Raw genomic sequence first — 23,737 nt, 5'->3', positions numbered from 1 at the left:
ACCACAAGTTTGATGCTTTTCTTGACTCTCTCCAATTTTTGTCCTGTACTTAGCTCGTCAAGATATAAATACCGATCGCATTAATTCCCATGAAGCAATAAACTTTAACAGTCTTGAAGGCTCGATCACGACAGGCAATCTAATAACGCAAGAATCCGTTACTCTCATTGGAAATGCTATTACTACAGGCGATATTGATGCCGAACAAAATATTCATTTAACCAGTCGTATCGGCGATCTTTTTACTGGAGATATGACTACCCCAGCCAATGTCACCCTGACTAGCCAAAATGCAAGCATTGCAACAGGAGTAATTGATACTTCGACATCGACACATGCAGGCAATATCACCTTGAAAGCGAACGATGATATTTCTGTTTCTTCCATCGACGCTCAAAGTGAGGATAATACAGGCGGAAATGTTACAATTACAACACCTCAATTTTTCCGAGCTACAGACACTTTTACCGATCGCAACGGACAGAATGCCAGTATCTCCGTTGCAGGCTCAATGCAAGGAGGAGAAGTTACTATTTACCACGGTGGAAACGGTGAAATTCCCTTTATTGTTGGCGATGCTGCCATCAATGGCACTGCTGGAGAAATTACGAGAGGAAATGACGTGACAGAACGCAGTATTGAGACCTATCAAGAATATCCCTACACCCACAAACAAGACCAAGATCGCCTGCAAATCATTTCCGTTCCCAATCCTCAAATTCCTGCTCAACCCCAACCTACTCCTCAAACCACACTACAACAGCCCGCACCTTTATCTCCCGATCTTGACGAACTCGAAACAGGAGATAATCCGATTGAAAATCTTGCCTATCTCATTGGCGATCTCCTCAGCGCCGAAACAAGCATTACCACCGACGAAACCGGAGATTATGCTTTTGAGTGGCAAACCACCGATCCCAGTACGGGGGAACAAGTGCTGCTTTCTCTTGATGTCGATAACCCCTACAACGAAACCGAAAATCCAGAAATCCTCAACCCGATCGCGATCGCCGATACCATCTTACCTTCTCTTAACTCCCTAACTTCTCTCAACCTTAATGCCAACCCCGACCAGATTGTTAGCGATATCGAACAACTTCTCGAGACAGAATACGAAACCCACTTCGACGACAATCTCACAGATAAAAAAATTACGGCTCAAAGCATCCGCGACACCCTAAAAACAATTGAAGCCGAAACCGGAACGCGAGCCGTTATTGTCTATGCTCTCCCTTTTCCCGATGCCTTGCAACTCGTTCTCGTGCGTCCCGAAGGTATTCCCCTCGTCACCTCTGTATCGGATGCAAACAGCGCAAAATTATTCCATCAACTCGAATCTCTGCAAAACTATTTACTTAATCCGTCTAACAATGGTTATCGGGTTCATGCAAAAAAACTCTACCAATGGTTGATTGCCCCCATCGAACAAGAACTCCAAGATTTAGACATCGATACTCTAATCTTCTCAATGGGAGCCGGACTGCGATCGCTTCCCCTCGCCGCACTTCACGACGGGGAACAATTCCTCGTAGAAAAATACAGCCTTGGCACCATCCCCAGTGTCACCCTCACCGATACTCGCTATCAATCCGTCCGCGATGCGCGAATATTGGGTATGGGTGCGGAAAAATTTTTCAACAATCGCAATTTACCCGCAGTTCCTATCGAACTAGCAACTATAGTAGATCTTCCGTGGCAGGGAGAGACCTTTCTCAACGAAGAATTTACCCTTGAAAATCTCCGCTACCAGCGCAATCAATCCCGCTATGATATCGTTCATCTCGCCACTCATGCTTCCTTCAAACGGGGTTATAACCAAGGGGAGTATAAACCTTTTATCCAATTTTGGGACGAGAAAATTGATTTGGATAAAATGCGAGAGGCAGGATGGTACGATGACGCTACTGTAGAACTCTTGGTATTGAGTGCCTGTGAAACTGCCCTCGGCGATCGCCGTTCCGAAATGGGTTTTGCCGGGTTAGCAGTGCGATCGGGCGTTAAATCCACCCTCGCCAGCTTGTGGCAAATTAACGATTTTGTCACCCTCCCCGCGATCGCAGAATTTTACAACCAACTGGCTCGCGAAGATGTCACTATCAAAGCTGAAGCCCTCCGACAGTCCCAAATTGCCCTGTTAAGCGGACGAGTGCGCGTTGAGTCCGGTCAAATTGTCGGTTTGAGTCAACCTATTCCCCTCCCCCCAGAACTGCACCACTGGGAAGGTCGAGATTTAAGCCATCCTTATTTTTGGGCGGGATACACCGCGATCGGCAGTCCTTGGTAAATTTGCCCCCCTACCCCCAAATTTGGGGGCGATCAAAATAAAAGTCCCCCGAAATCGGGGGATTTAGGGGGCAATCTCAAAACTTTGTAACGAAATATTAAGAGTCAAAAAAAGTTGCGAAAAACTTTCTCGGATTTCTCGATAGGTAGATAGCCGGTCAGAAAAGTCTACCAAGAGGAAAGAACAATGCAAGTTGCTATTCGCGATCGCCACTCCCATCATCTCGCCAATGTCAAGACAGATATCGTTTTCATCGATCGCAATGTCAAAGATTGCTCGCACTTAATCGCCAATGTTGCGGAAGGGACGAGTGCGATCGCCTTAGACGATCGAGGAGATGCGATCGCGCAAATTAGCCGCGTATTGAAAGAGAATCAAGAGAAAGCGATCGTGCATCTGGTTTCCCACGGTTCTCCGGGTTGCTTGTATTTGGGAAAAACCGAACTCAGTCTCGATACCTTGGATCGCTACGCCAGTCAGTTACGAGAGTGGTCTGAATGTGCGTCTGCACTCATTCTCTACGGCTGTAATGTGGCGGCGGGAGATGCGGGAGAGGAGTTCGTGACGCGACTGCACCAACTGACGGGAATCGATATTGCAGCCTCTACTCAGCGTACCGGAAATGCAGCTTTGGGAGGGAATTGGGAATTTGAGGTCAAAACCGGAGAATTTGAGTTTGCTTTGGCCTTTCCCGAAACAGTTCAGAAAACCTATAGCAGCGTATTGAAAGAGCATTTAGTGGGTTCGGAAGAAGACCTGAGAAAAGCGATTGAAGATGCTAATAATAATCACGAAGAAGATAAAATTATCTTAACAAACAGTATTTTCTTTTCTCCCAGTGGTGGCGGATTGTCGTTCGCATTACCAACGATCGCCAGTTTAGACGGTTTGGCCATTTCTTTTGTTGGGAACAATCACACTATTACTGGAAGCGGTCAAACAGTATTTCGCGTGGATGGGGGAGATAGTGGGTTAATCAGTTTCTTAGATTTGAATATCACTGGAGGGACGGCGCAAGGTGGCGATGGAAAACTCGGCGGTGGTGGCGGTGGTGGCCTCGGCGGGGGTTTATTTATTAACAGTGGGAGTGTTTTGCTGGATGGGGTGAATTTTTTAAATAATTCTGCGATCGGTGGGAATGGAATTCTGGAAACGAAAACAGAAACATTTAAGATTTTCGGTAAAACTTTCCCTATAACTATAACTATGGCTGCAAATGGTGGTTCTGGTGGTGGCAAAGGAGATGACGGTTATAACGGTACAGATGCAGGTATTGGGGGTTTGAGTAGTTTTGGAACAAATGGAGGTACTGGTGGTAAAGCAGGTGCAGGTGGTGGTGGTGGTTTCTTGAATTGGGGTAGCGATAACGGTGGACCTGGTGGTCATGGTGAATTTGGTGAATTTGGTGCTGGCGGTGGCGGCGGTGGCGGTGCAGGTGGCGGCGCTGGTGGTGAAAATGGGGGTTACGGAGGTAATGGAGGTGATGGCGGTTTTGGCGGCGGTGGTGGTGCTGGCGGTGGCGGCGGCGGTGGTGGTGATGGTTATTTTAGTGATGGTCGCGGACGACCCGGTGGGACTGGTGGTCAAGGCGGTGAATTTGCTGGTAATGGGGGTAATGGTGCTGGCGGTCACAAGGGTGGAAGCGGTGGAAATGGCGGTCAAGGTGGCGGCGGTGCTGGTTTAGGTGGCGGTATCTTTGTCAACTCGGGTGCGAGTTTGGCCTTGATCGATACGACTTTTACTGGAAACTCTGCAACGGGGGGAACGGGTTTTGAGGATGGTCAAGGGGTTGGCGGTGCATTGTTCATTCGCGATGGTGCGACGGTTGCGGGTAAAGGATTGAATTTCACCGATAACACTGCTTCTGACTCCAATAATGATGTGTATGGAGTCCTCAACGATCTGATCGATCCCACTATTACCATTACTTCCAACTCAACTGTAAATGAAGGAGGAATTGCAACCTTCAACTTTACGCTTTCCAATGTTTTCCCCCTCGATCTGCTAGTGAAATATGCGTTGGAAGGATCGGCGATAGAGGGACAAGACTATAATTCGCCTTCAGGATCGGTTCTCATCAAAGCAGGAAGTACCAGTGGCGTTCTCAATCTCGACATTCTAGACGATAAATACTTTGACCCCAATGAAACCCTCAGTCTGAAGTTACAAGGGGGAAAAAATTATGAGCTGGGATCGTCCAATAATGCAACCGTTACCATTACTGATAACGAACCTTTAGTTAGTATTGCGGCGGGAGATGCACCCATTGAAGGGGGAAGCGATGGTAATTTTGTCGTCACCCTCAGCAACCCCGCACCTACTGGTGGAGTCCTCGTCAGCTATACCGTGGGAGGAACTGCAACTCCGGGTAAAGACTACAAAACCCTCACTCCTGCAAATCTCCTCATTGCAGAAGGACAAACCAGCGCAACCATCGATATTTCTACCTTTGACGACCTCGATCTCGACCCCGGCGAAACGGTACAACTTACCCTTGTCGATCCCGTTGATGGGTTGGGATATGGAGTCGATGGAAACAGTAAAACGGCGACTGTAACCATTGAGGATAACGAAAAACCCCCCGAAGTTAGCATCAAAGCGGTTCAAAATACGATCGCAGAAAATGGTTTCGGTCAGTGGGAAGTCCGCCTGCAAAACCCCGCACCTGTTTCTGGCGTTGTCGTTTACTACCAAGTAGACGGAAGTGCGACTCAAGGGGATGATTATGAAGGACTGACCCAAAGCGTTTTCATTCGTCCGGGAGATACCAAGGCGTTTATCAATATTAGTGCCTTGGAGGATTTTCGCGCAGAAGGAAGCGAAACCGTGCAAATTACCCTCGAAGATGGGAACGATTATGACTTGGGAAGCGAGATATCTGCAACTATTGCGATCGCCGATAACGACCAAGCAGGACTGATTTTCTCTTCTCCTACAGGTGCAACCAGCGAAAATGGAGGACAGATCGAAGTTGCGATCGCTTTAACCAGTCAACCTCTCTCGGATGTCACAGTTAATCTCTCCAGTTCCGATATCGGGGAAGGGACGCTTTCAACTTCCATCTTGACCTTTAATAGCAGCAATTGGAATATTCCGCAAACGATGACGGTGACGGGAGTTGATGATGGGGAAACAGACGGAAATCAATCTTTCTCGATCCAAGCAACTCTCACCAGTAGCGACTCCCAATATAATAATCTCTCTGCAACTAGCGCCGATATTACCAATCTTGATAACGACAGCGCTAATCTTCTCATTACTCAGAGCAACGGTAGCACGAATATCGTCGAAGGGGGAACGGGAGACAGCTATCAACTCGCATTGACCACCAAACCCACAGATAATGTCACCGTCACCCTTTCTCCCGATGGTCAGATCGATCTCGGTGCGGGTGCGGGTCAAGCTGTCACCCTGACTTTTACTCCCGATAACTATAATGTGGCGCAAACTGTACAAGTCGGTGCTGTTGATGATGCGATCGCAGAAGGACTTCATACCAGTCTCATTACCCACAGTATCAGCAGTCAGGACGCAGCTTACACCGCAGTCAATCCCAGTGGAGTCAATGTTAACATTACCGACAACGATCGCCCCACAGTAACGGTAGCAGGTGGGGGGAATGGTAGCGAACAGAGTGGCATTCCGGGATTATTCAAGATTAGTTTGAGCGATCGCGCACCCACGGGAGGATTAGAAATTCGCTATTCTGTGGACGGAAGTGCGGAAGCAGGAACGGACTATGCAGCTTTACCGGGTCGCATTTTCATCCCCGAGGGAGAATACGGTGCCAATGTCTTTATTAGTCCCATTAACGACCAAATTGACGAAACACCGGAAACGATTCAACTCACCCTCGATACCGATAATAACTATCAAATTGGCACTGCAAATACCGCCAGTGTAACCATTAGCGATGATGATGTTGCAGGAGTCCGTATCATTGAATATGGAACGCAAACCAATGTTGTAGAAGCAGGTGCGACAGATAGTTATGAAATCTATTTAACCAGTCAACCCACTTCTCCTGTTACGATCCAGCTCAACACCGATAGCACGCAAATTTCTTCTCTCTCTTCTCTGACCTTTACTGCTGATAATTGGCAAACCGCACAAGTTGTTAATGTCAGTGCGATCGACGATTTAATTGCGGAAGGAACTCACGGTACAACGATTTCCCACACCGTCACCAGTAACGATGCCAACTATCAAAATATTAACGTTGGTTCGGTGACAGTTAATATTGAAGATCCCTTACTCAACGGTCAAGAAATTGCCAACGGTTTAGCTACCTTGTTCGAGCATATCCAACAAACTATCGACGAAAAATATCTTTCCAAAGAGTTGTATATTGTCGGTTCTGTGAAAGAAGCTGCACCTTCAGTTGCCAAAACGATTAACGGTTTCCAAGATAGCTTAATCAATCGCATTAAAGCGGCTGGAAATCTCAGTGCAGACCAATTACAGAAAGCCATTCAAGATGCGCTCGATCCTTTCTTCTCAGATGTCACTGTTGAGAAAAATGTGGGTTTGGAAGAGTCTACATTCTTGGTGAAATTGAGCAAAGATGGCGAACTATTCGATCCCAATGTCTCGGAAGATTGGGGATTACCTGCACTTGGATTAAAACTCAACGGTCAAGCAGAATCGGATTATGGCTATAATTTGGATATCGGTTTGGGTTATCATAAGGAACATGGATTCTTTATCGATACAGAAAAAACTGCTCTTAGTGCTAACTTAGATATTGGCTTGGGAGATGATTTTGCAGCGCAGGGAACGTTAGGATTTTTACAATTAGATGTTGTCAACGATTCCGATAATTCTACCTTCGCAAAAGCCGATCTTGATATCGATCTCAAAGATATTGGCGGAGATAATGATGGAGATGGCGATCGCTTAACGTATTCCGAGTTAATGAGTGATTTTAGTCTCGGCGATCTATTCGATACCACCTATTCAGCCGATGCGAATTTGGGTTTAAAAGCGCAAACCACAATTGCAGGAGATTTAGCCTTTCCTTCCTTCTCATTCGATCTCGCAGGAGACCTCGAATATGCGAATGACAAGAAATTCGATGCCAATATTGCCTTCAATAATCTCGAACTCGATTTAGGTTCATTTATCAGTGATTTTTCACGACCTGTCATTGAAAAGATTGATAAAATCATCGATCCATTTCGACCTGTTATCGAACTGCTCAATAAAGATACGAAACTGCTCAGTAAACTCGGAATTCACAAGCCATTTGATGCCAACAACGATGGAAAAGTTTCAGTCTTAGAACTGATTGCCAAACTATCGGGAACAGATATTGATATGGGCTTCATCGATACAACATTTCAGATTCTCGATCTTGTCGATATGCTCAATGAAATTCCCGATGATGGTGAATCCATAAAAATTGATTTAGGCTCGTACAATTTATCCGATGATTTCAATGCAGCAGATCCGACGCAAAAGGCTCAAAATGCTACTGTCGAAGCCAAAGGATTCAATCCGAATGCTTACGAACAGATCGATAAAATTGCTCAATCGGGAACGCATTCTAAAGAAAGTAATTTCTTAGAGAAATGGATCGGGGATAGCAATCTCGATATTCCTCTCTTTGACGATCTTTCTAAATGGGTCGATTTAGCATTGGGTAAAGATGTTAACTTTATAACTTATGACGTTCCGGAATTTAATCAGCGTTTTGAAATTGAGAAAACTTTCCCTATTTGGGGACCGATTAGCGGTTTACTAGAAGGGAGTTTTGAGATTCAAGCCAATCTTGATTTTGGTTTCGATACTTTTGGATTGCGGCGATTATTAAATGATGACAACCCAGCCGATAATTGGCACTTGGCTTTAGATGGATTTTATGTTAGCGATCGAGCCAATCCTGACGGAACTGGAGAAGATGTTAACGAACTCCTTGCGAAAGCAGAAATTGCTGTAGGTGCAGGACTCGATGTATATGTTGCTTCTGGCTATGTTAAAGGAGGACTAGAAGGAATTGTTGGGATCGACTTAGTAGACGAAGGAGAAATTAATGGTAGTGATGATGGTAAAATTCGTGCCAGTGAAATTGATGCGCGTTTTGATGATAATATTTGGGACTTATTCCAAATTGAAGGCGCGTTGAATGCTTTCTTAGGTGCAAAAATAAAAGCCTTTGGAAGCACAGTTTATAACAAAAATTTTGCAACTTTTCCCTTAGCTAACTTTAGCTTAGGACCCAAAGGAAATTATGGTGGTTCTGTATTTGATGGCGCGATCGCATCAGGAACGGTTTTCCTCGATGCCAACTTCAATGGTGTCCTCGATGCCAACGAACCTTCCAGTTTCACTAACTTTGATGGCAGTTTCGATATCAATATTCCTATGGCACAATTCGACCTTAATGGCAATAGTCAAATTGATGCCAATGAAGGTCAAATTGTCGTTCTCGGCGGTGTCGATACTTCCACTTTCCTCGAACTAGAAACCCCTCTCAGTGCGACAGGGGGTGCGAGCATTATTACCCCATTAACAACCCTTGCAGCCGCATTATTCCACCAAGGAAATAGCGTTGAAGACTCCCAGACTAAAGTTAAAACAGCTTTGGGATTATCCGCCAATATCGACCTGAATCATTTCGATCCCTTCCAAGCGATGGCAAAAAATAACCGAACGGGATTGAGTATTTTTGCCCAACAAGTTCAAGTTCAGAACATCATCATTCAAGCGACAAAATTGATTCAAGGTGCGACAGATTTAGAAACAGGGGAAATTGCCACGACCATTATTGACGCGATCGCGAATCAAATTAACCGAGGAACTTTAGACCTCAGTAACGCCCAAGATCAAGCTGCTATTCTCAACGAAATTATTACCAGCTTTGGACAGAATCAATTACAATCTTTAACGGACAATCTCGCCGAAATTATTGCCAAAGGGAACGCACAAATCAATGCGATCGCAACCGATCTGAATCTCTCTCTGACAGAAGCGGAAGAGAAAATTGTTGAAATTCAAACTGTAATTCAAGGAGAAACAGCCGCAACCTTCCAAAAAATCGGTAGTGGGGAAACAACTCTAATTTTACTTGGCGATCGCTTGGCAACGAACGAGGATACACCCCTCTCTATCTCCGTCCAAGACTTACTCGCCAACGATCTCGATCTCAACAGTCAAAATCTCAAAATCACTGGCGTTCGCAATGCCACTAATGGCACAGTAGAATTGCATGGAGATGAAATTATCTTCACCCCCGATCGCGACTACTTCAGCTTCGATTTTGATACCTTTAATACCAATCCTGAATTTTTCAGCAATAAACCCGAACTCTTCCAACCTGCAACCTTTGAATATGAGGTTGCAAACAGCAATGGAGAGACGAATACGGCTACCGTCACTCTATTCGTTAAACCTATCAACGATGCACCGGAAGCAATGGACGATTTCTTCACCATTGATGAAGATACTTCCCTCAATATTTTGGTAACAGACCTCCTTGCTAATGACAGCGATCGCGATGGTAATCTTCTGAATATTGATGGCTTTGATAATGCCGTTAATGGTAAAATTGAGCAAGATAATGCTGGTAATTTCCGCTTTACTCCCGATGAGAACTTCTTTGGTGAAGCCAGTTTTGACTACATGGTTAGCGATGGTCAAGGCGAAACGAGTACCGCAACAGTAAAAATTAATGTTAATTCTGTTGACGATCCGCTCAATCCAATTGAAGGGACGCGAGGACGCGATCGCTTAACCGGAACTTCCCAAGAAGATATCATTACAGGTCATCAAGGAGGCGATATTCTCACTGGTGGAAAAGGAGCAGATCTGTTTGTTTATAACAGCCCTCGGGATGCCGGAGATATCATTACAGATTTTGAAGTCGGTCAAGATCGATTGGTCTTTACTGAACTCCTCTCTCGCTTCAACTATCAAGGATCGGATCCGATTGCTGACGGCTATATTCGTTTCGGCGATCGCGGACAAGATAGCGTCGTACAAATTGACTCTGATGGTTTGACGGGTGCGATGAATCCTCGCTCTTTCCTCACGGTAAAAGATGTTTCCAGTGCTGCTTTGGAAGATAGCAGTAACTTCATCTTCTAGAGTTTTCTAATTCATGGGAATGCAAAGTCTTGTATTCCTGCAATCCCTTATTCACTGTCTAATGACTTAGGAGAAATTCCATGAAAAATCTTGCTTTAGCTGTTGGTACTTTTGGTTTACTCAGTTTAGCGATCGCTAATCCTGCCCGTGCTTTTGGAATTGATTTTACAGACGGTTGGACGAGTTTTGGTGACGTTCAACTATCGACCGATGGGGCGGCAAAAATGTCTGCGAATGCGCTCATGGATGACGATTTGGGCTTGGGTAGCGATGCTGATTTTAACTTTTCCGGAAATGCCGCAGGAGATGCTTTTGAACTGGAGACTGTTTTAGGGCTTTCTAGCGGTGCTTTAAATCCAGATAGTGCTAACTTTATTGAAGCGACTGAAGGCTCTGGATTGGTCAAAAAATTAACCTTTACCCGAGATACTATTTTGAGTTTTGATTGGACATTTTTAACCAATGATTCAACTCTGACAGATGCGGGTTTTGATTTTGATGATTATGCTTTTCTATCTGTCGATGGCGAAATTACAACTTTAGCCAGTACAAACAGTTCAATTAGCAATCTTATCTCTTCTGATACTTCTTATAATCGTCAAGTTTCCAGAACTTACGAACAGTTATTCAAAGCTGGAACTTATCAGATTGGTTTGGGGGTTTTGGATGTGGGAGATTTTGACCTCTCCTCAGCTTTTCTTGTGGAAAATGCAGAGATCGAAGAGCGCACGGTGCCCGAACCTTCCTCTCTCTTTGGTTTGCTGGTTCTAGGAACTGTTGGGGGATTGACAGCACGACGGCGCAAAAAAGACGATCGCAATTGAGAAATAAGTTTTTTAACGCGAACGAGAGAGTGAGGTTTCGCTCTCTCTTTTGGTATGGGAAAAGCGATCGCATTCTCAAAACCGATGGCGAATATTAAAATGTACTCCATCATCTTGAGCATTCGTACCGCGATCGCTTAAATCCACCAAAGGAATGCCATAATCGAAGCGAAATTCGAGGTCGGGATGGGGCTTCCAAATCGCACCCAATCCAAAACTGGCGATAAAATTTTGGTCGGGAATGTTGTTAGGATTGCTGGCATGGTTCCAAACCCAACCCGCATCGAAAAAGGGCAAAAGTTGAAAAACGGCCTGTCCGGAATTATCTCGCTCTAAGGTGATGCGATCTTCCACCGAAACGCGAACCCCATTATCGCCATTGCGAACGTTTTGACGATAGCCTCGCACCGACTGACCGCCGCCAATGACGAACTGTTGCGAAGAAAGTAACGCTGTTGTCGAAAACTGCACGTCCGCAGACATGACGAGGATATGATTGGCATCGAGAACTTGCATCCGTTGCAACTGTCCGAGCCAATTGAGAAAACGACTATCGGGAACGGGATCGGCGTTGATGGTTGCATTGAAAATGCCCAAACCGAGGCTAAACTGCGATCGCAATCCCCACGCCCCGGTTTTATCTCGCAGCAAATAATCCTGACCGAATTTCAGAACGCTGGTAGTGGTGCGTCCTTCACTATCCGGCCCCGTCCCGAAACCAACGGGGCCGAATAAACTTTCGGTTTGCCCGGTTTGATAGGTGAAACCCAAGGAGAGGGCAAATTCTTCGCGGGTATTGCGGGTGAGAGGCTGGCGAAAGCTAATTTCGTGGACTCGGGAATCGCCGCGAATGTCCAGCACGTCGAAAGGTTCTTGTACTACGGTATTGTTCTGCAAAGCGGTTCTCACTTGCAGCGTGCCGTTACGAGGATTCAAGGGAATGGCATAATTAGCCTCAATGCTCTCAAATCCCCCTTGTGTCGTGCGCTTGTATTCGATTTCGGCGCGATCGCCAACCCCCGATAAATTCAGCGTTTTTAGCTCTAACTTTAAACGTTCCGACCCTACACTGGGAGGTGAAGTATTATCCGCACCGATTTCTCCGCCAAACGATTGCGCTTCAATAACCCTCACGATTAAAATACTGGTATCGATCGCGCTTCCTTCGGTTAAACTCGCTTCTATGTTTTCGAGTAGGGGATCGGCTCGCAATAAGCGCAATTGTTCTTCAAGTTCGATGGCATTGAGGGGTTTGCTGACACCCAAGGCGACGCGATCGCGAATGTAATTGAGATCGAGATGCTGCGTTCCTTCAATGTCAATTTGTTCGACACTGCCTTCGATAATTTGTATCTCTATTTCGCTACTGGTGAGGGATTCTTCTTTAACAATGGCTCTGGAGTTCACATAACCGTATTCCCAGTATCGCTCTGTTATCTTTTCCGCCAGTTTTTCCAAATCGCCTCGGCTTAAAGTAACTGGGAAAGAAGGCAGAGCCTCTAGGATATCAGCAAAGTCACTTGGAGCAAAAACCGTACTGCCCGAGATGACAAGGTTGCGAACGACAATGGGTTCTGGGTTGTCTTCTGAGGGAGTTTGAGGAGGAGGGTGGACTGTTGGAGGTGATTCTGGAGGGGGTAGTCTTTCGAGATCGGGGGAAGGTTGTAGAAAGCGATCTTCGTTAGATTCGGGGATCTGAGCGAGTTCGCGATCGCTGGCGGCTCTTTCGAGTTCGTCGAGAGAGTCCTCAAAATGCGTGAGAGAGGAGGGAGTTGGAGGAATCTGCGTGCGTTCTGTTTCTGAAGGAGAAATTAGGGTTTTGCTAACGGGGAGATCGGGCGATCGCTCGATGTCTGATGAAGGAAAATTCAAGTCTGGAGACGATTTGGGACTTTTTGCAATCTGAATGGGAGTATCAGCCAGTCCCCACGAGCTTTTTAGGTTTCCTTCGGCGAGAAGGCTAACAATTGCGATCGCGCAACTACACAATCCTCGTCTCCAATTTTCGTTCATACTCGGTTAAAAAGTCAGACACTCCTTCTCTTTGTTCTGGGAAAAGTCAGATCGTTTATGCGAAATGTTCTCGAATTGTTACAAATGTTGATATTTAGTTGCCATTCTCTTTGATGGAGGTGGAATTGCGATCTGTCGATCGTGGTAAAGTAGATTGCACCTCTCGTACTTTACCAAGCAAGTTCCCTCGGGCAAAATCCAGTCGCAAATTATTTTTTTGAGGAGGTTGCGAAAAATTTTGGATTTTCCATGATAGCTATAGAGGATAGATCTATCTGTTAGTTCGCGGAAAATTCTAACTTCAGAGAAAAATATGAATGCTCCCATAAAGTCGGAAACTCTCGTTCCTTTAGTTGCTTTATCTTTATTGATAGTGGGAGGAGAGGCGATCGCTCAGTCTATTGTTCCCGCGCCAGATGGGACGGGAACGATCGTCAATATTGATGGCAATGAGTTTGTTATCGAAGGCGGTACGCTGTCGGGAGATGGTGCTAATCTTTTTCACAGTTTTATCGAGTTGGGGTTGGATGCGAACCAAATCGCTACATTTCTCTCTAATCCTCAAATTCAGAATATCTTGGGGCGGGTGACGGGGGGCAATCCTTCGGTTATTGACGGACTCATGCGGGTTCTCGGCGGTCATTCTAACCTTTATTTGATGAATCCTTCGGGGTTTGTTTTTGGCTCGAATGCGTCTTTGAATGTACCGGGAGACTTTTTTGCGACGACGGCGCAGGGGATTGGGTTTGGGAATGACTTGTGGTTTGATGCGTTGGGAGATAACGATTATCAGAATTTAAAGGGGACTCCGATTGAGTTCGATTTAAGCGATCGCTCTGGAACGATTATTAATGCAGGGGATTTAGCGGTCAGTGAGGGGCAAACCTTGGCTTTGATTGGGGGAAGCGTCATCAATACGGGGAGTTTGAGCGCTCCGGAAGGGAATGTGAGTATTGTAGCAATGCCGGAAACGGGACGAGTGCGGATTGCTCATCAAGATAATGTTTTGGGGTTTGAGATCGTACCGCCTCGGGACGCGCAAGGAAATCCCGTGGAGGTGCGTGGGGTGGATATTCCGGCGTTGATTACGGGATCGGGGGTGGAGACGGGGGTAACGGTTGCGGGAAATGAAATATCGGTGCAAGGGACGACGGTATCGATGAATGAGGGAAGCGCTATTTCATCTGGGGAGTTGGAAGCAACAGGGGGAAATGTGGATGTTGTGGGGGATGTTATTGCCTTGATTGGGGCGGAAATTAATGTTTCTGGGAGTGAAGGGGGCGGTAATGTGAGGATTGGTGGGGAGAAGCAGGGTTCTTGGACAATGCCGAGGAGCGATCTCGTTTGGGTGGATGAAAATTCGATGATTCGGGCTGATGGGGTAAGTGCGGATGGGGGTAATGTTATCCTTTGGGCTGATGGGGCGATGCAGTTTTTGGGACGGGTGAGTGCGACAGGAGAGAATGGGGGTTTTGTGGAAGTTTCGGGGTTAGAAACGCTGGATTATCGGGGTTGGGTGGATGCTTCGGGGACAAATGGGGAGTTTGGTACGTTATTGCTCGATCCGACGGATTTTGTGGTGGATGGGAGCAATCTTGCATCGATTAATAATGCGCTGGCAAATGTGAATCTGACGGCGACGCAGGATATTTTTATTGATGCGGCGATTAATATGGCGAATGCTGGGGTAGGGTTGACCGTCGAGGGCGATCGGCACCTTCGAGTCAATGCAGACATCACGACGCAGGGGGGTGACGTGCAGTTATTAGCCGATGCTGATAATACAGGTGGGGGAAGTTTAACAATAACAAATGCAACGATCCAAACAGGAGGAGGGGATTTTGTGGGAAGTGGACGAGGAGATGGAACGGAACGAGTTGGGGTGACTGTGGATGGAAGCGAAATTGATGCAGGAGGGGGCAATATTGAGATTACAGGAGTTGGGGCGCATAGTGATACACAATGGCAAAACTATGGTGTTTGGCTTCAAAATGGAACAATTCAATCGAGTGGAGTGGGAAATATAACGATAACGGGTCAAGGTGGACATGGTTCAATGCCCGATCCCGATCGAGGAAATTTAGAAAGAGGACAAAATCACGGCATTTTTTTAGATAGTAATAGTGTAGTTCAATTAGTTGGTGATGGCTCTATTTTTCTGGATGGAATAGGAGGTAGCAAAAGTATAGAAAATTCTGGAATTTATTCTTTAGGAACAATCCAAGCAGAAAACGGTGATATTAATATTTCCGGACTTGGAGGAAATAGTTTAGAAGCATCTCAAATTGGTGTTTCTTGCTCTTTATGTGATTTCAAAACATCAGGAATTGGACAAATTAATTTAATCGGACAAGGAGGAAATGGAACAAGTAGTAATCATGGAATATTTTTGTCAAGTGCAAATATTTTTGCTGGTGATGGTGGTATCAATATTCAAGGAAGAAGCGGGGGAAACGAATACAGCAATCATGGGATATATTTAGCTCAAAATACTATAGAAACAATAGCTAGTGGTGAAATCAATTTAATGGGTTATGGAACGTATGGTATCAGCCATAATTCTGGAATCAAGGGTGAAAATAAATTAATTCGTACTGAAAATGGTGACATTAATCTTACAGGGGTTGATAATAGTTCTTCTCTTGGAGGAAGAGGAATCGATATATCAGATTCTGGAGGAGAACAGATTATTGAATCCACAGGAATAGGTAATATAAATATTTTGGGAATCTCTCAGGGTACTCAAGGGCTTCTTTTACAGGATACAATTTATGTGACAGAAAGTGGACATATAACACTTACAGCCAAGCGAAGTAGTGGTGGATTTGGGCAGGTAAACTTACATAGAAGCGCTCTTTATTCTAATGGTCAAAATATTAGTATGTATGGTTCAGGCATTTCTGTTGATATATTGGATTCTTCATCTTTAAATGGTGATGGTGGTCAGATAGAACTAAAAGGCACTTCAAGTATTAATATAACAGGAACAATTGATTCCTCTGGAAGTCAAAACGGGGGCGATATTTCTATTGATAACAATGGATTCTATAATATAACAGTTGCTGGAACAATTAACTCTTCCGGTGAAGAGAACGGAGGTGATATTAATATTAGAAATTATTCCTCTTATGATCTAATTATTGGAGGAGAAATTAATGCTTCTGGAGGAGAGAGTGGAGGCAATATTAATATTCAAGCGAGAAGAGATATAACAACTCAAAATATTCGCTCAGATAGTCCTCGAAATGCTGGAAATATAAATATCAACTCAACAGGTTATTTTTCTAATAGCGACGGTGCTTATGTTGGAAAAATTGACACTACAGCAGGGATTATTAGTGCAGCAGGGGGAACTAGAGGTGGAAATATTAACCTTAATGCTATCAGTGATATCAACACAGGAACAATTACTCTATTCAATCCCGGTTTTAACGGTGATAGTGGCAAGATTGAAATTACCAGCACCGCAGGTAATATCGATACAACACGAGGTTCTTTAATCACATCTTCTGCTTTGGGTCGAAGTGGTGATGTTAATCTTACTTCAGAACAAAAAAATGTTCCCCCGTGGGCTACAAGCAATGCAACTCAATTAACCTTTGGTGGTAATGTTAACGTTGCCGATATTAACGCTCAATCGATCGCCAATCAAGGCGGTGCAATTTTTATTACAGCAGATCGCACTATCACCACCCAAGGCGACATCACCACAAACGATAACAGTCTGACCTTTGACGGAACGGTAAACCTTGCCGATAATAACACCTTCAAAATTGAAGGCAACGGGAATATTACCTTTGGCAGTACCATCGATGGTAGCCACGAACTCACCTTAGATGCTCAAACCGTAACCCTCGAAGATAGCGTTGGCGCAACAACACCCCTCGATCGCCTAACCGTTCGCAATGGTACGGTTTTAAACGATACCACCGCCACCAACGTTACCGCCCGACAAGATATCAGCGTCAGCCATATCGACTCCAAACAAGCAATTTCTCTCAATAGCCTTGAAGGTGAAGTGACTACGGGAAACCTTAACTCAACAGAAAGCGTTACCCTTGCTGGAAATACCGTTACGACAGGCAATATCGATGCCGAACAAACTATCGACCTCACCAGTCGCATCGACAATCTAACCACAGGAAATATGGCAACTCGCGAAACCCTCAACATTAGCACCCCTAAAACTTTAACAACAGGCAATATTAACGCCCAAAATGAAACTATTCTCGAAGCTCAAAGCATTGAAACCGGAAATATTACCATTCAAGACGATCTCGCATTAACCAGCATCAACGGCGACATTTTCACCCAACAGATCGACACCCAAGGAGAACTCTCCATCTCCACTACCAACGGCGATCTTGCAACCGAAAATATTATCGCCACCGATCGCGTTACCCTCACTGCCCGAGAAGGAAGCATCCAAACCGAAAATATTACTACACCTGCTAATGTTACTCTTACCAGCCACGATGCCGGCATTACCACGGGAACGATTGACACCTCTGCAATAACCGATGCAGGTCACGTTACCCTACAAGCCGACAATAGCATCCATACCGCCTCTATCAACGCCCAAAGCAGTAATGAAACCGGAGGAAATGTCACCATCAACACCCCCCGATTCTTCCAAGCCAGCGATACCTTTAGCGATCGCAACGGACAAAACGCCAGCATTTCTGTTGCCGGAGCCATTGAAGGAGGCGAAGTCAAGATTTATCATGGTGGTAACGGTGAAATTCCCTTTATTGTCGGCGATGCCAGCACCAACGGCACAAGGGGAGAAATTACGAGAGGGAACGACACGGGCGATCGCAGCATCGAAACCTATCAAGAATATCCCTACACCCACAAACAGGATAGCGATCGCCTGCAAATCGTCTCAGTCCCTCAACCGCAAATTCCCGCACAACCCCAGCCGACACCACTGCCCCTTCCCGCAACATCACCCGATCCCCTAACTCCTCCCCCCGAAAATCCCGAACCCTTAGAAGAACTCGATCGCGTCGATAACCCCATTGAAAGCCTTGCCTTGCTGATTGGCAATCTCCTCAACGCCGAAACCAACATTACCACCGACGAAACTGGAGATTATGCCTTTGAGTGGCAAACCTCCAATCCCAATACGGGGGAACAAGTGCTGCTTTCCCTCGATGTTGATAACCCCTACAACGAAGAAACCAACAACCCAGAAACTCCCAACCCGATCGCGATCGCCGACATCACCTTACCCTCCCTCAACTCCCTCACCTCTCTCAATCTCAACGCCAACCCCGAGCAACTCGTCAGCGACATCGACCAATTCTTAGAAGAAGAATACGAAAGTTACTTTGAGGAAAATCTGACCGATGAAAAAGTGACCGCCCAAAGTATCCGCGATACCCTGAAAACCATCGAAATCGAGACAGGAACGAGAGCCGTTATCATCTACGCCTTACCCCTGCCCGAAGCCTTGCAACTCGTCCTCGTGCGTCCCGACTCTCCCCCTCGAGTCTATCGCGTTTCCGAAGCTAAATATCGCGATTTGCGTCGAGAGATTGGACTTTTACGCGATCGCCTCCTCCAACCCGACAATCACGCCTACCGAACCAACGCCCGCAAACTCTACAACTGGCTGGTTGCCCCCTTAGAAGACGAACTCGAACGCCTCGAAATCGATACCCTCGTTTTCTCTCTCGGTAGTATACTGCGTTCTCTGCCCCTTTCTGCCCTCCACAATGGCGAAGGATTTCTGATAGAAAAATACAGCCTCGGCTCGATTCCCAGTGTCAGTCTCACCGATACCCGCTATCAATCCCTCGAGCGATCGCGAGTTCTGGGCATGGGAGCCTCCGAATTTCCCAATACATCTTACGATCCCCTTCCTGCCGTTCCCATCGAACTTGCTGCTGCTACCGAAACCTTCCACCAAGGGACATCCTTTCTCAACCAAGAATTTACCCTAGAAAATCTACAAGCTCAACGCCGTCAAAATCGTTTTGATATCGTTCACCTTGCCACCCATGCTTCTTTCCAACCCTCATATCCCGAAAACGCTCACATTCAATTCTGGGATAAAAAGATAGGGTTAGAAGGATTGCGACAAGCTCAATGGTATGCCGATCCTGCCGTGGAATTATTGATTTTAAGCGCTTGTCGGACAGCCATTGGCGATCGCCGTTCGGAAATGGGATTTGCTGGATTGGCCGTACAAGCAGGAGTCAAATCCGCCCTTGCCAGTCTATGGGATGTCAACGATCTCGGCACATTGGTGTTAATGGGAGAATTTTACCAAGCCGTGAATGCTCCGGACGTGAAGATTAAAGCAGAAGCCTTGCGACAAGCACAACTGCGAATGCTATCGGGTCAGGTACGAGTGGAAGCGGGTCAATTGTTGGGGTGGACGACTCCTGTAAATCTGCCTTCGGAGTTGACTGGATTGGATCGTCTTGATTTTTCTCATCCTTACTTCTGGACGGGATTTTCTCTCGTTGGCAGTCCTTGGTAGGCAAAAATTTTAAATTGGCAAGCATTTCAGCAGGATCGCTATCGCGGATCGATTCGAGAACAGCAAAAACCTTGCTGGAACTCGTTCATTTTGATGGCTTGCTTTATGAAAAATCAACTTTATCGACGGCTATTGCACTTAGATTATCACACTCGTCAGACTTACGGACGCATCGAAATCTTCAGCGATCGCTCGTCCAAATGTCAGATTTGCTTCATTGCCAATCGTCCCATACCGCGATCGCTCTCTCTATTTTGGCAGCTTTTGCATTGCCTCGAATCAAAACTGGGAGGCAACCTATTCGATTTGGCAGAAGAATATTACGATCTAGCACTCGACGCGAAATTAAATGGAGAAAGCGTTTCTCTACCCAATCATCTTAATTCTTTGCCGTCAGACCTCATCTACACCCTAGAAATTGCCGCCGAATGTCAAGCAAAAGTGCCAGATCCACAAATTCGCGATCGCCTTTTCCAACTCATCCAAAAGCTGGAACAAGCAACTCCCTTAGATGCCGACAGTTTTGCGAAAACAGCACTTCCCTTGGTTCGAGATGTGATTCTGCAAGCACGAGAAACAGGAAAATCTGTGGCAGAAGTCGTTGAATCCTATCGGGTTGAAGAATCAGACCCACTGCGCTGTAATATTCTCAACTGCCTATTTGAGGATGCTGTTGCCAATTTACCCCAGGGCATCCGACTCGCTCGAGTTATCGGCAATCCTGACGTTTCCTTTCTCGCCCAACTCGAATCGCAACCTTCTTTGGATTCGATCAAAGTTTCTTCGCTTTCTCTCAGTGAAGGAACAATCGTGCGAGTGATAAAGTGTTTGTGGGAGCAACAACTCGATTTTGATATTGACAATTGTAAGGAATTGTCGCTTCCTCAATCTGCCATGTGTCGGACCGAAGCAGATCAATTGTGTCTTGTTCCTCGCGAAGCACTGCAATTTCTTGGCAACGGGCAGGACGGCGATCGCTAAATTGTGTTGTAATAGGAAAGCAATCAATATATCTGCACCCATTTTAAGGGGACAGGCGATCGGGAAAATTGGATGAGCGAAGAGAATATCTGGCTTGGATTGGATCCCGGTTTGGCAACGATAGGATGGGCGGTTTTGACAGAAGATCGCCAAGGTACTCCTAAACTACTCGATTACGGCATCATTGAAACCGATGCCGCTCTCTCCACCTCTCAACGGTTGGTTGAAATCGAACGAGATTTAGTCGAACTCATTGAAGAATTTGAACCTACGCAAGCAGTAATGGAAATGCCTTTTTTCGGTCGTCATATCAAAGCGGCAGGTGGGGTTTTGCAAGCAGTGGGCATTATCAACCTCGTTTGCTGTCGGGAGGCAGATATTGAACCAGTTCAACTCCACCAATCCAGTTGGAAGGCACATTTGGGCAATGGGAGGGCAACGAAAGGAGAAGTGGCAGAAATTATTGCGACTTTATTCGATATGGAGAAGCTCCCCGTTGATGATTCGGTAGATGCGATCGCCATCGGTTATGCGGGTTTATGCGGGCTGACCAACAACATCAGCTAACGCTTTGTCGGTGTCGAAGCACGAAACGATACCGATGGAACAACCCAAACAAGTTCAACTGCTCGATTTACCAGAGCAAGGCGATCGCCCGAGTGCCAACCCACGAACTCAAAAAATGTTGCGCTTGCTGCTGGAGATGGATTGTAGCAATGAGTTAATCGCTGCACTACTCGAACTTTCTGAATTTTCGATTCATCACATTCGCTATTTGGCAGGGCCAATCTCGGTTCACCAGTGCGGTTGGAGTGAAAGTTTGCCTCAATGGTTGCCCAAAGCCATTTATCTCGATCGCTTCGATGCCATTGTTGCTGAAAACGAACAAGGAATTGTGGAAGAATTGGCAACACCGAGTGAAGTGGCGGCTTGTATTTATCCGGCGACTTTAATTGCTCCTTTGGATCGCTATTGGGCGGATGTTTATCTATGGGCGGCAAATGAGAGTATGACCAAGCACGGGAAATTGCCAGAAGGTCGAACCTTTTGGGAGGTGCAGGGAGTAGAACCCGTGCAAATGTCCGGTTACATCAAGACGGAATGTTACGATCGCATTGCCAGAGATATCCGCCGCCGCGTGGTAGAAACAGGCAAGCAACGAGGATGGGGCAAGAAACGAAAAGCGGTCAAGTCTAACACTCAACGCAAAAAACAAACTGTAGCCAGTCCCTCAGACGATGAAGGCGATCGCCAAATTTCCCTATTTTGAGAGGGCATCACTCTTCCGTCAAAATGCTTTCAATTTCCTGCAATAGCGATTCCAAGCGCTGCTTTTTATCGGGATTGTTCCAAACTTTTGATTTCTTCAAAGAACTGTAAGCGCTGTCGAGTTGCTTTTGAATGGGAAATTTTTCCGGTTTGGGATTCAGTGCGGCGATACGTTCTTTGATCTGACGGATGGAAAGATTTTCCGAAATGGAGGCTTCGAGGAGCGATCGCCGTTGTTCCTCGTTTTTGATGCGAGAAATAGCCAGCGCTTTGGTATAAGCCAATTTTCCCTGACGCAATGCCTCTAGAATTTCGTCGGGAAGTTTGAGCAAGGGTAAGCGATGGGTAATGAAAGAATCCCAACTCAACAACCCCAAAGAGCGAAAAACTGATTGAATGGTGTTGTGTTCGGGATTAGTGACAACGTTGTCACTACCGTTCAATTCGTTCCGCATCTTGTAGAGTTTGGCGATGACTTCCTCTTGCTGGATATCCAATTCTATAGCAATGAGGCTGAGAATGCCTTCCGTTTCTTCAACGGGGTTGAGATCTTCTCGCTGCAAGTTTTCGATCAGAGAAATAGCCAAGGCTTCGTGGTCGTTAAGATTGCGAACGACGACGGGAACGGTTTCCAGTCCCAATTCTATAGCCGCTCGATAGCGTCGTTCTCCTGCCACTAGCTCGTAGCTGGAATTGGTAGGTCGCACGAGTAGCGGTTCGAGAATGCCGTGTTTCTCAATGGACGCTGCCAATTGTGCCATTTTATTGGGGTCGAAGTAGCGCCGGGGTTGAGAAGCGGGGAGTGCAATCTCCGCGATCGCGAGTTCGGATTCTGCTTCTTTGGGAATGTCATCGAGAAATGCACTGATGCTGCGTCGTTGTTTAGCCAAGAAGTTTCAATGCCTCCTTAAATAATGCCTTATAGTCTCGAGCGGCTGTTTTTGCCGCCGAACCGGTGAGATCGAATGCCGTACTTTGTTGGATAGACGCATCTGCCAAGCATTGGCGCTGGTAGATAATGGTTTCGAGTAAGGGAAAGCGAGTGTCGGCTTTGAGGGATTTTTGCGCGTCTTTGAGTAATACGGTGCCTTTGATGGCTCGACTGAGAAATAGCCCGACTTTGGGTTTGCCCTGACGGATTTTCTGGCGATGGCGAATGACCCGCAGAAAAATTCCACTACTCGATAAGTCCAAACCCGATGGCTGACAGGGCATGAGCGCCAAGTCGCAACAATCGAGAATGGTTTTGGTCACTTCGGATAAACTGCCAGGACCGTCCACAACAACGGCATCGTATTTTTTTGACATCTCTTCAATGGTCTCGAAGAGTTCTTCGGGGTCGAGAATTGCCGTGTTGGCAAGGGAAACTTTTTCGAGGCTGTTTAACCAGATGCTCGAGCTTTGTTGAGCGTCGGCATCAATGAGGGCAACCGTTCCTTGTTGGGAGAGATAATGCGCTAAATGAACGGCTGTTGTCGATTTACCGCATCCTCCCTTCTGATTTACTAATGCAATAACAGTCATGGGTAAATAATGAAAAATGGGGTCTCCGTCCGTCGAGACTTGCAGTGTTGAGTCGCGCTACAAACAATTGTACTTTTAATCATTCCTTTTGGGAAGACTGATTTGCAAGAAAAATCGCTCTAACGGGTAAGGGCAGTGAGAGATTGAAGTTGGAGAATGCCCGATGGAATCGACCGTAACTTGTGCTACAATTTTCATGTTGTTGGAACACCAACTCTAAACGCGAAAACCAAGCGTCTAAAAACTTAACAACCCTGTGGAAGACGG

The 23,737-nt window shown here is 46.0% G+C and carries 10 protein-coding genes; 7 read left to right on the top strand and 3 right to left on the bottom strand.

Going from position 1 to position 23,737, the window contains the following annotated elements; genetic code table 11:
- Positions 1-253 precede the first annotated feature (253 nt).
- The 3 genes from AC6RV6_RS23510 (at position 254) to AC6RV6_RS23500 (ending at position 11,193) form a co-directional block, all read left to right on the top strand.
- The gene (locus AC6RV6_RS23510) at positions 254-2,284 is read left to right on the top strand and encodes a CHAT domain-containing protein (protein ID WP_500243317.1); all 2,031 of its coding nucleotides are present in this window, start codon (positions 254-256) and stop codon (positions 2,282-2,284) included.
- Positions 2,285-2,470: 186 nt separating this feature from the next.
- Positions 2,471-10,369 (top strand): DUF4347 domain-containing protein, encoded by a 7,899-nt coding sequence (locus tag AC6RV6_RS23505; RefSeq protein ID WP_500243316.1) that lies wholly within the window; start codon positions 2,471-2,473, stop codon positions 10,367-10,369.
- Positions 10,370-10,449: 80 nt separating this feature from the next.
- Entirely contained in the window at positions 10,450-11,193 is a 744-nt protein-coding gene (locus AC6RV6_RS23500) for a PEP-CTERM sorting domain-containing protein (protein WP_500243315.1), read from the top strand.
- 75 nt (positions 11,194-11,268) lie between these two features.
- On the opposite strand, the gene AC6RV6_RS23495 is transcribed toward AC6RV6_RS23500, so the two are convergent.
- A complete protein-coding gene (locus AC6RV6_RS23495) occupies positions 11,269-13,206 on the bottom strand; it encodes a ShlB/FhaC/HecB family hemolysin secretion/activation protein (RefSeq protein ID WP_500243314.1) in 1,938 nt (645 codons plus the stop codon).
- A 313-nt stretch (positions 13,207-13,519) separates the two neighbouring features.
- On the opposite strand from AC6RV6_RS23495, the gene AC6RV6_RS23490 reads away from it, so the two are divergent.
- The 4 genes from AC6RV6_RS23490 to AC6RV6_RS23475 all read left to right on the top strand — a co-directional run bounded on the left by AC6RV6_RS23490 (position 13,520) and on the right by AC6RV6_RS23475 (position 21,947).
- Positions 13,520-19,696, top strand: a complete 6,177-nt coding sequence (locus tag AC6RV6_RS23490) for a CHAT domain-containing protein (RefSeq protein WP_500243313.1) — start codon at positions 13,520-13,522, stop codon at positions 19,694-19,696.
- Positions 19,697-19,801: 105 nt separating this feature from the next.
- Positions 19,802-20,677 carry a hypothetical protein gene (locus AC6RV6_RS23485; protein WP_500243312.1) on the top strand — a complete coding sequence of 292 codons (876 nt, stop codon included), beginning with the start codon at positions 19,802-19,804 and terminating at the stop codon, positions 20,675-20,677.
- A gap of 72 nt (positions 20,678-20,749) precedes the next feature.
- Positions 20,750-21,244 (top strand): crossover junction endodeoxyribonuclease RuvC, encoded by a 495-nt coding sequence (locus AC6RV6_RS23480; protein ID WP_500243311.1) that lies wholly within the window; start codon positions 20,750-20,752, stop codon positions 21,242-21,244.
- Between the two features lie 34 nt (positions 21,245-21,278).
- Positions 21,279-21,947 (top strand): hypothetical protein, encoded by a 669-nt coding sequence (locus AC6RV6_RS23475; RefSeq protein WP_500243310.1) that lies wholly within the window; start codon positions 21,279-21,281, stop codon positions 21,945-21,947.
- A gap of 7 nt (positions 21,948-21,954) precedes the next feature.
- Here AC6RV6_RS23475 and AC6RV6_RS23470 read toward each other — a convergent pair whose 3' ends face one another.
- Both AC6RV6_RS23470 and AC6RV6_RS23465 read right to left on the bottom strand, forming a co-directional pair.
- The gene (locus AC6RV6_RS23470; protein ID WP_500243309.1) at positions 21,955-22,836 is read right to left on the bottom strand and encodes a ParB/RepB/Spo0J family partition protein; all 882 of its coding nucleotides are present in this window, start codon (positions 22,834-22,836) and stop codon (positions 21,955-21,957) included.
- Positions 22,829-23,470: an AAA family ATPase gene (locus AC6RV6_RS23465; protein ID WP_500243308.1), complete on the bottom strand. Its 642-nt coding sequence runs from the start codon at positions 23,468-23,470 to the stop codon at positions 22,829-22,831. Before AC6RV6_RS23465 ends, AC6RV6_RS23470 begins: the two co-directional genes overlap by 8 nt.
- Positions 23,471-23,737: the final 267 nt, after the last annotated feature.

The organism is Spirulina sp. LEGE 11439 (assembly GCF_059821285.1).
Note: the sequence above shows the minus strand (reverse complement) of the source record. Positions and strands in the feature narration are given on the sequence as shown.

What these genes read in the sequence shown, in the direction of transcription:
- AC6RV6_RS23490 (WP_500243313.1), top strand. Translation starts at nt 13,520, where the DNA reads ATGAATGCTCCCATAAAGTCGGAAACTCTCGTTCCTTTAGTTGCTTTA.
- AC6RV6_RS23500 (WP_500243315.1), top strand. Translation starts at nt 10,450, where the DNA reads ATGAAAAATCTTGCTTTAGCTGTTGGTACTTTTGGTTTACTCAGTTTA.
- AC6RV6_RS23485 (WP_500243312.1), top strand. Translation starts at nt 19,802, where the DNA reads ATGAAAAATCAACTTTATCGACGGCTATTGCACTTAGATTATCACACT.
- AC6RV6_RS23465 (WP_500243308.1), bottom strand. Translation starts at nt 23,470, where the DNA reads ATGACTGTTATTGCATTAGTAAATCAGAAGGGAGGATGCGGTAAATCG.
- AC6RV6_RS23480 (WP_500243311.1), top strand. Translation starts at nt 20,750, where the DNA reads ATGAGCGAAGAGAATATCTGGCTTGGATTGGATCCCGGTTTGGCAACG.
- AC6RV6_RS23495 (WP_500243314.1), bottom strand. Translation starts at nt 13,206, where the DNA reads ATGAACGAAAATTGGAGACGAGGATTGTGTAGTTGCGCGATCGCAATT.
- AC6RV6_RS23475 (WP_500243310.1), top strand. Translation starts at nt 21,279, where the DNA reads ATGGAACAACCCAAACAAGTTCAACTGCTCGATTTACCAGAGCAAGGC.
- AC6RV6_RS23505 (WP_500243316.1), top strand. Translation starts at nt 2,471, where the DNA reads ATGCAAGTTGCTATTCGCGATCGCCACTCCCATCATCTCGCCAATGTC.
- AC6RV6_RS23510 (WP_500243317.1), top strand. Translation starts at nt 254, where the DNA reads ATGACTACCCCAGCCAATGTCACCCTGACTAGCCAAAATGCAAGCATT.